The sequence below is a fragment of the Streptomyces sp. NPDC027962 genome, assembly GCF_055566095.1.
The window spans coordinates 47804-57094 of the sequence record NZ_JBVHTA010000052.1 but is presented as its reverse complement, the minus strand read 5'-3'; the positions used below and the strand labels follow the sequence as shown (position 1 = coordinate 57094).

Annotated in this window: 5 protein-coding genes; 1 reads left to right on the top strand and 4 read right to left on the bottom strand. The window is 73.7% G+C overall.

All coding sequences use genetic code 11. The annotated features are described in order from the left end of the window. Positions 1 to 179: 179 nt before the first annotated feature. The 4 genes from ACZ4SA_RS32725 to ACZ4SA_RS32710 all read right to left on the bottom strand — a co-directional run bounded on the left by ACZ4SA_RS32725 (position 180) and on the right by ACZ4SA_RS32710 (position 5515). Complete coding sequence (locus tag ACZ4SA_RS32725) at positions 180 to 986, bottom strand: LPXTG cell wall anchor domain-containing protein (RefSeq protein ID WP_468281543.1); 807 nt, start codon at positions 984 to 986, stop codon at positions 180 to 182. A 271-nt stretch (positions 987 to 1257) separates the two neighbouring features. Further along, on the bottom strand, positions 1258 to 2364 hold the full coding sequence (gene prfB / locus ACZ4SA_RS32720; protein WP_468281542.1) for a peptide chain release factor 2: 1107 nt from the start codon (positions 2362 to 2364) through the stop codon (positions 1258 to 1260). Positions 2365 to 2447: 83 nt separating this feature from the next. Then, entirely contained in the window at positions 2448 to 3719 is a 1272-nt protein-coding gene (locus tag ACZ4SA_RS32715) for a serine/threonine-protein kinase (protein WP_468281541.1), read from the bottom strand. A 158-nt stretch (positions 3720 to 3877) separates the two neighbouring features. Then, positions 3878 to 5515 (bottom strand): serine/threonine-protein kinase, encoded by a 1638-nt coding sequence (locus ACZ4SA_RS32710; RefSeq protein WP_468281540.1) that lies wholly within the window; start codon positions 5513 to 5515, stop codon positions 3878 to 3880. A gap of 449 nt (positions 5516 to 5964) precedes the next feature. Between ACZ4SA_RS32710 and ACZ4SA_RS32705 the strand changes: the two genes are divergently transcribed. After that, positions 5965 to 9282 carry an FHA domain-containing protein gene (locus ACZ4SA_RS32705; protein ID WP_468281539.1) on the top strand — a complete coding sequence of 1106 codons (3318 nt, stop codon included), beginning with the start codon at positions 5965 to 5967 and terminating at the stop codon, positions 9280 to 9282. The last annotated feature ends 9 nt before the right edge of the window (positions 9283 to 9291 follow it).

Below are 9291 nucleotides of genomic sequence, written 5' to 3'. Positions count from 1 at the left end.
CGAGCCCGCACCCGAACCAGCCACTTCGCAGCACTTCGCCCCGCCGACCAAGTCAGCGGGGCGAAGCAACAGGGCCCGAATTAACCAACAGCGTCTGCTGAGCACTCCGGGCCCTTCCCGTTACAACTCCGTCACCGAATGTGTCGGTGACGGCACGTGCCGGTTACCGGCTGTGTCGCCTAGGCGACAGCGCGGCCACCGCCGACGAGGCGCGGCAGCATACGGAAGCCGATGCCACCCGCGATCATCGTCGCGGCACCGATCAGCAGGAACGTGGTCTCTGCGGCGCCGGTCTCCGCCAGCTCCTCCTTGGCCTCGCCCTGCTGGACCGGCTCGGAGCCGGCGTTGTTGGTGTCGGTGCCGTCGCCGCCGATCGGAGCGTCACCGTCGATGACGCCACCGTCGGTGTCGTTGTCGTTACCGCCACCGGGGTTGTCCGGAGTGGGGGCGGGGTCCTCGATCGGGTCACCGGGGTTGCCCGGCTCTCCCGGCTCACCCGGTTCCCCAGGCTCTCCCGGCTCACCCGGCTCACCCGGCTCACCCGGCTCTCCCGGCTCACCCGGCTCTCCCGGCTCTCCCGGCTCTCCCGGCTCTCCCGGCTCACCCGGCTCTCCCGGTTCCCCAGGCTCTCCCGGCTCTCCCGGCTCTCCCGGCTCTCCCGGCTCACCCGGCTCACCCGGTTCCCCAGGCTCACCCGGCTCACCCGGCTCACCCGGCTCTCCCGGCTCTCCCGGCTCACCCGGCTCACCCGGCTCACCCGGCTCACCCGGCTCACAGATCGTCGGGTCGATCTCGCAGTCGCCCTCGTTGATGCCGATACCGGCGGCGATGCCGTTCTCGTCGGCATTGGCGGACACCTCGACGGGGCCGACGTCGAACCCGAACCCGACGGCACTCGCGGCGCCTGCGGCGGTCAGCGACGCACCCGCGGCGATCACGGCGCCGGCGGCTATACGCGCGACACGAATCCGCGTCTTCTTGGTCATCTGGCTGCTACCCCCAGTAGCTATCTCGTTGTCGGAGCAGCGTCAGGGGCAGCGGGTTCAGGGGCCGTTGCTCCGTGGCCCCCGTTCGCACGCGCCCCAGAAACACGCATGCCGCGCGCCACCATTCCCAGTTTCCGAAAGCGCGTCAAGGTCGTTAGCGGACGCGATGCCCGAAATGCTGTCACTTGCCTGACCTGCGGGGATGCAACTGTGACATAAAACGGAACTGCCGCCCCGTAGGCGGCAGTTACCTTGTCGACAAAGCGCTTCGCTACTTCTCCTGCTGCTTGCGCCAGCGAATTCCGGCTTCGAGGAAGCCGTCGATCTCACCGTCGAGCACCGCCTGCGGGTTGCCCACTTCGAACTCGGTGCGCAGGTCCTTGACCATCTGGTACGGGTGCAGCACGTACGAACGCATCTGGTTTCCCCAGGAGTTGCCGCCGTCGCCCTTGAGGGCGTCCATCTTGGCCTGCTCCTCCTGGCGGCGGCGCTCGAGCAGCTTCGCCTGCAGGACGTTCATCGCGCTCGCCTTGTTCTGGATCTGCGAGCGCTCGTTCTGGCAGGAGACGACGATGCCGGTGGGGACGTGCGTCAACCGCACCGCGGAGTCGGTGGTGTTGACGCCCTGGCCACCGGGTCCGGAGGCGCGGTACACGTCCACGCGCAGCTCGGACTCGTCGATCTCGACGTGGTCGGTCTTCTCGACGACGGGCAGCACCTCGACGCCCGCGAAGGACGTCTGGCGGCGGCCCTGGTTGTCGAACGGCGAGATGCGCACCAGCCGGTGCGTCCCCTGCTCGACGGAGAGCGTGCCGTACGCGTAGGGCGCCTTGACGACGAAGGTGGTCGACTTGATGCCGGCCTCTTCCGCGTACGACGTCTCGTAGACCTCGGTGCCGTAGTTGTGCCGCTCGGCCCAGCGCAGATACATGCGCTGGAGCTGCTCGGCGAAGTCCGCGGCGTCGACACCGCCGGCCTCGGCGCGGATGTTGACCAGCGCCTCGCGCTCGTCGTACTCACCGGACAGGAGGGTACGGACCTCCATTTCGTCCAGCGCCTTGCGCACCGACTCCAGCTCGGTCTCGGCCTCGGCACGGGCGTCCGGGTCGTCCTCGGCCTCCGCGAGCTCGAAGAGCACCTCGAGGTCGTCGATACGGCCGCGGAGCGCCTCCGTCTTGCGGACCTCGGCCTGCAGGTGCGAGAGCTTGCTGGTGATCTTCTGTGCCGCTTCGGGGTCGTCCCAGAGGGACGGTGCCGCCGCTTGCTCCTCGAGCACGGCGATCTCCGCCCTCATCCTCTCGAGGTCCAGAACGGCCTCGATCGACCCCATGGTCGAGGAAAGGGACTTCAGCTCTTCGGATACATCGACGACTGCCACGGGTCCAGCGTAACGGCTGAGCGGACGGGCCCGTGATGGCCCCGACCGCCCGAAGATCGTCACAACCTCTCGGGACAGAACACCTAGGGGTCGGAAGGTGCCGACTGCTGGGAATCCCCCGGGGGTGCGGGGCTGTCGTCGCCGCTGGTGGCCAGCCAGCCGCCGACGCCGACGGCCGCGGCCACGGCGAGTGCAGCAACGGCCAGCGTGATGCGCCGCCTGCGCACGGCGGTGGACCTGTTGCGGGCCGAGCCGGGGCGGCGCTGGCCCGGGGAGCGCGGGGCCCTGGCGGTGCCGTGGGCGCCGCCGGCGAGCTCGTCGGGGGCGGGGACACGCATCGAGGTGTGGGTGTCGCGGTTGGAGTCCGCTGGGGCCGCACCAGGGACGAGCGGGACGGCGCCGCGTCGGCGGGGCTCCCCGGCGGCGGGCCGCACGATGTCCTCGTACGGCTCGGTGGGCGGCTCGGCGTCGGGCTCGTCGACGTCCAGGGGCGGCATTCCCGCCAGCGTCGGGAGCAGGTCATGCAGCCGGGACGCCACCTCGGAGGCGCGCAGCCGGGACGCGGGCGCCTTGGCCAGGCACTGGACGATGAGCTGCCACAGCTCGTCCGGGATGCCGGGCAGCGGCACCACGGTCTCGGTGACGTGGCGGCGCAGGACCGCGCCCGGGTGCCCGCCGCCGAAGGGGGTGAAGCCGGCCAGGAGCTCGTAGAGGACCGTGGCCAGGGCGTAGATGTCGACCGCGGCGCGGGGCGGCAGGCCCTCGACGATCTCGGGCGCGATGTAGTCGGGGGTGCCGATGATTCCCGACGGGTTCGGCGCGCCGGTGCCGGTGGGGCGCTGCGCCTTGGTGCGGCGGGGGGTGTCGATCAGCTTGGCGACGCCGAAGTCGGTGAGGAGCGCGGGGTGCGAACCGGCGGGCCCGAGCGGGCCCTCCATGTCGAGCAGGATGTTCTCCGGCTTGACGTCCCGGTGCACCACTCCCGCCGAGTGGGCGGCGGCCAGACCTTCGGCGACGTCCGCGATGATCGCGACCGCGGCCTCCGGCGCGAGGCGGCGCTCGCGGTCCAGGCGCGTACGCAGGTCTGTGCCGCGCACGAGCTGCATGACCAGCGCGAGATCGTTGCCGTCGACGACGAGGTCGCGGACGCCGACGACCTTGGGGTGGCCCAGCCCGAGCAGGGCGGTGCGCTCCTGCACGAAGCGTCCGACGAGTTCCTGGTCGGAGGCGAGATCCTCGCGAAGAAGCTTGATGGCCACGGGACCCTCGGGTCCCTCGCCGAGCCACACCGTGCCGGCGCTGCCCCGCCCCAGGATCTGGTGGGCCGTGTACCGGCTGCCGATATTCCGTGCCAAGACTGCTCCCTCAGCGGCTGGCGTTGCCCCACAACGTACGCGGGCATCCGGGGCCTGTGTGCCCCGGATGACACCAACCTCCACTTCTGCGGGATAAATCGGCCCGCGGAAGTCGACAAAACGACAGAGTTACTGCTGGTTACCGGCCCTGGCGCCGATTACTGGTTGCCGATTTCGTCGGCGGTGTCCTGGGCCGAGCCGAGCTCCGAGATCCAGTTGGTGACCGTGGAGATGCCGTCGCCGATCGCGTCCCAGTAGCTCTTGCCCTGCGCGACCCAGTCCTGCAGCGGGGTCAGCTCCCAGATCAGCCAGCCGGCCACGACGAACAGCAGCACCGTGAACAGACAGCCCTTGAGGCAGCCGAGCCCCGGGATCCGCATGGGGTTCGCGCGCTGCCGCGGCTGACGCGGCGCGGGCTGCTGGGGCGGCGGCTGCGGGGGGGCGTACTGCTGTTGCTGCGGCGGCGGAGCGTACTGCCGCCTCTGCGGCTGATGCTGCTGCGGGGCCGGCGCGTACGGCTGCGGCTGGGGGCGCTGCTGCCGCTGCGGGGCCTGGCGCTGCGGCGGCTGCTGCGGGGCCTGGCGCTGCGGCCGGCGGCGCAGCGGGTCCTGGCTGGGGTCGAGGTACTGGACCTGCGTCTGCTCGTTGCGGTCCCGGGCCGCCCGAAGCTGCGACTGCCAGGGGTGCGGGTCCTCCGGACCCGGCTGCCCCTGCGGCACGGGCGGCATCAGGGCGGTCGGGTCAGCCGTGCCCCCGGACGGACCGGTCTGCGGCATGACGCTGGTCGCGGCGGACGGGTCGTAGGCCGCGCTGCCGCCACCCGTGTTCGGCAGGACCTGGGTGGGATCGGCGGCGCCCGGCGTCTCGGGGACCGGGGCCGGCGTCGGGTCGGGTGCGAGCAGCACGGCGACGCCGAGGGCGGCGTCGACCTGGGCGGCGTTCGAGTGCACGCCGATGCCCGCGGCGACCGTGCGCAGGCCGCGGGCGAGGTTCTCGGCGCTGGGCCGCTCCGAGGGCTCCTTGCGCAGGCAGCGCTCTATGACCGTCCACAGCGGCTCGGGCACGGTGGTGGGGCGGCGGGGCTCTTCACTGAGGTGGCGGTGCAGCACCTCGAGCGCTGTGCCGCCCGCGAACGGGGGCCGCCCGGTGACCAGCTCGTACAGCAGGATGCCCGCGCCGTAGATGTCGACGGCGGACGTCTGCGGGCGTCCCTCCGCGGACTCGGGGGCGACATACGCGGGCGTGCCGACGAACTCGTGCGTGCGGGTCAGGCCCGGGGAGTCGGCGAGGCGTGCGATGCCGAAGTCGGTCAGCATCGGGTGCATCTGGCCGTCGGCGTCGGTCTTGAGCAGCACGTTCGCCGGCTTCAGGTCGCGGTGCACGACGCCGTCGGCATGGCTGGAGGCGAGCGCGTCCGCGATCTGGGCCGTCATGAGCGAGGCGGCGACCGGGGTGAGCGGGCCGCTGTCGCGCAGGTAGCGGTGCAGGTCCGGGCCGTCGACCAGGTCCATGACGAGGGCGAGGAGATCGCCCTCCACGACGAGGTCGCGGGTGCGGACGATGTTCGGGTGGGTGAGCCGGAGCAGGACGGAGCGCTCCCGGAGGAAACGCATCACCACGTCCGCGTCGTTCGCGAGCTCCTCCTTGAGGACCTTGATCGCGACGGTCTCACCGGGCTGGCCCGCGACGGCCGCCTCGGCGCCCGCGGTCTCCCTCTGACGGGCTCGCCAGACGGTGCCCGTGGCGCCGCGCCCGAGCGGCTCCTCGAGCAGGTACTTGCTGCCTACCGGCCGCACGTCATGCGCTCCCTGCTGATCGTGATCATGGGTCCCGGCCCACCGGGCGATCTTCGGCCCGCCGGGTCTCCGTCCCACTTTAGGGGAGGTCCTTCCCGTCGCCCCTGTTCGAAGAACAGACGCGGGCATCGTACGGATGGTTGCCGGGCCCGCGCGCACTGAACATCACGATCGGTGCCGTCCGTACGTACGGATGGCATACCCACCCGACCCGACCTGGAGCCTTTCCTTCCGGACTTGGCCCTGATTTGTTCGTGATGTGCCCCATGGGCCGACCGGTCAAGATCAATTACCGGTAGGGGGCGGGCGTGTTGTCAGTGGCGGATGCGAGGATGCCCTCAGCACGGAGCTGTGGGGAGGGAGACCGTGGCGCGTGCCGACCTGCCGGGCGGGGGCGATCAGGGCACTCCCCTGCCGGGTACCCCGCGCAGAAGGGATGGCTGACGGCGATGCAGATCCGGCTGACTGTTCTCGCGCCGCGCGGCGGACCGTCGGGGGCCGCCGGGCGCCCCTGTGACGTGGTCGTCACCGCGCCCGCAGGGACGGCGCTCGCCGCAGTGGCCTCCGGCCTCGCCGCGGCCGTCTCCGGCCCCGACGTCTCCGGCACCGTAGTGCTGTACGCGGGACAGGAGCGCCTCGATCCGCAGCGCCGCACCCTGGGCGAGCCGCCCCTGGTGGACGGGGCCGTGCTGGCCCTGCAGACACCGGTCGAGGACGAGGGACACGACACGGACGTCTTCGCGCAGCTCCATGCGGTCGCCGGGCCCGACGCGGGCGGCGTCCACCTGCTGCACGGCGGCCGGGTCGACATCGGCCGGTCCGCCGAAGCCGACGTGCCGCTCGACGACCCCGACGTCTCCCGGCTCCACTGTGCGGTCACGGTCGCGGAGGACGGCCGGGTCACGGTCACCGACCTCGGCTCCACCAACGGCACGACGGTCGACGGCACCCCTGTGGAGGCCCGCCCCGTCCGCCTTCCGGCAGGCGCGCTGCTGCGCCTGGGCGAGTCCACCCTCCGCCTGTCCACCGGGGCCCCGCCGCCGGTCCTCCCCACCGCCCCGGACGGCGAGGGCCACCTCCGCGTTCCGGCGCGCGCGGCCCACGGCCCGGCCGCCTCGCCCGGCGACCCGGCGCGGACAAGCGGAGGCGGCTCGGCGTGGACAGCCGAAGGCGGCCCGGAAGATCACGGGCGGGCCGTCGAGGGCACCGGCCGGCCCCTCGCCGGCTCGCCGCACCACGGCGGGGCCCGGCCGGTGCCCTCGTGGGACGCCTTGGACGGCCACGCCGCCGCGGCAACCGCGGGGGGGCGTTCACGCCCTGACGCGGCAGGGCGTGAGGCACCGGGCGCGGCCACCGGCGTTCACGGCTCCCCCGGCACCACAAGCGCCACGCTCCGCACCGACGGCACCGCGTACCCGGCCAACGGCGTCACCGCCCACGAAGCCGTGTCCCCGCCGTACGGACACACCGGCTCGGCGGCGACGCACCATTTGCAGAGCCCGCTCGGTGACGCCGCCGCGCGCGTTCCCGCGCAGTACGCGCCCGGTGCGCCGGGCCGAGCCGGCTCCGACGTGCCGGGCGGCTCGTACGACGACGCCCAGGAGGGCCTCCCCCACCCGCTGCGCACCCAGCGAAAGCGCGGCATAGGCGCCTGGGCACGACGCCTCGCCGGCAGCCGGGGCGGGGCGGCGGCCGAGGAGAGCAGCGCGGCCGGTCCGGCGCTCTCCACAGCAGTGCCCACAGTGGAGAGCTGGCCCGATCCCGCGGCCGTCCTCCTCACCGCGCTCGGCCCCGGCCCCAGGCTGTGGGAGCGGGACGCCGAGCACCCCGAGTGCCTCGTCCTCAGGCTCGGCACCGCCGACCGTGCCGAGCTGCCGTCCGTGCCCGTGACCGTCGCCCTGCGCGAGGCCGGCTCCCTCGGGCTCGCCGGCCCGCGTGCACGGCTCGCGGGCCTCGCCAGGTCCGCCGTCGCCCAGCTCGCCGCGCTGCACTCACCGGGCGACCTGGAGATCGTGCTCATCAGCACGGACCGCGCCCGCACCCTCGAGGAGCGCACGAGCGAGTGGTCCTGGCTGGGCTGGCTTCCGCATCTGCGCCCGGCGCACGGCCAGGACTGCCGGCTGCTGCTCGCCTACGACCGCGACCAGGCGGCCGCCCGCACCGCGGAGCTGACGCGCCGGCTGGACGAGGGCCCGCTCGGCACGGGCTGGCCGAGCGCCGGCCGGCGGGCGGTCACGGATGCCGCCTCCCGCCACACCGGCCCGCGCACCGTTGTCGTCGTCGACGGGGACCCCGGTTCCGCGGCGCTGCGCGAGACGACGGCCCGGCTGGCCGAGGTGGGCTGGGCCGCCGGTATCCATCTGATCTGTCTGGCGGAGACGGCCGCGGCCTCCCCGTCGTCCCCTGTCGCCGCGACGTACGAGTCGGCCTGCGCCGCCTCGCTGCCTTTCCGGGAGTGCGGGGCGGTCGCCCTGTTGAGCGGGGACGTGGCCACAGCGCTGCGGCTGATGCGGGTGGCGGGCGGTCAGCCGGCCGGCCACGGCACCGTGGGCGTGGTGGACGCCGTCTCCGCGGCCTGGGCGGAGCGGTTCGGCCGGGCACTGGCCCCGCTGCGTGCCGAGGGCGCCGGCGTGCACCCGGGCAGGGCCGCGGTTCTTCCGCAGTCCGCCCGGCTGCTGGACGAGCTGGAGCTGGCTCGCGCCACTCCGGCGTCGCTGATGGCGCGCTGGGCGTCGGCCTGCGACGGCACCGTGGTCCTCGGCGCGGGCCCCCGGGGTCCGCTGGCCGTCGATCTGGCCGAGGAGGGCCCGCATCTGCTGATCGAGGGCCCGGCGGGCAGCGGCCGTACGGAACTGCTTCGCTCCGTCGCCGCGTCGCTCGCGGCGGCCGGCCGTCCGGACCGGCTCGGCCTGCTGCTGGTCGACGGGGCGGGCGGCGGGCGCGGCGAGGGGCTGGCGGTCTGTACCGAGCTGCCGCATGTGACGGAGCACCTGGTAGCGAGCGACCCGGTGCGGATGCGGGCGTTCGCACAGGCGCTGGGCGCCGAGCTGAAGCGGCGCGCGGAGCTGCTCGACGGCGGGGACTTCGCCGAGTGGCGTACGCGACGCGAGGTGGCGGACCGCATGGTCGGCCAGCGCGGGCCGAGCCCCGCCGAGCAGCGCGGCGACCTGGACTCACCCTCCTCGGGGACGCTCAGGCTCCGGCCCGGGGGGCGCACGAGGAGTCAGGAGCCGGATCCGCTGCCGCGTCTGGTGGTGCTCGTCGACGATTTCGACGCGCTGGTGGCCCCGGCGCTGGGCAGCCCCGGCCGGCCGGCGGCCGGTTCCGTCGTACGGGCCCTGGAGGCGGTGGCCAGGGACGGCGGTCGCCTCGGGGTACATCTGGTGGCGACGTCGTCGCGCCCGGACCGCACCTCGGACACGCTGCTGGCCGAGGGAGCGCGACTGCGGGTGGTGCTGGAGGCGCCGCCCGTGGCGCCCGGGCCGGACGACCCGGCGCCGGGCCGGGGCAGGCTGGGGCACCCCGACGGGCGGGTGACACCGTTCCAGAGCGGGCGGGTGACGGGTCGCATTCCGCGTACGGCGACCTTGCGGCCCACTGTGGTTCCGCTCGAGTGGGAGCGGATGGGCGATCCACCCACGCGCCGCCCCGTGCGCGAGCTGGGCAACGGACCGACGGACCTGGCGCTGCTGGCGAGTGCCCTGGAGCGGGCGGCTCGTTCGGTGGACGCGGCGCCGGTCGCGCCGCTGACCGCGGCGCATTCCTGATCAACCGAC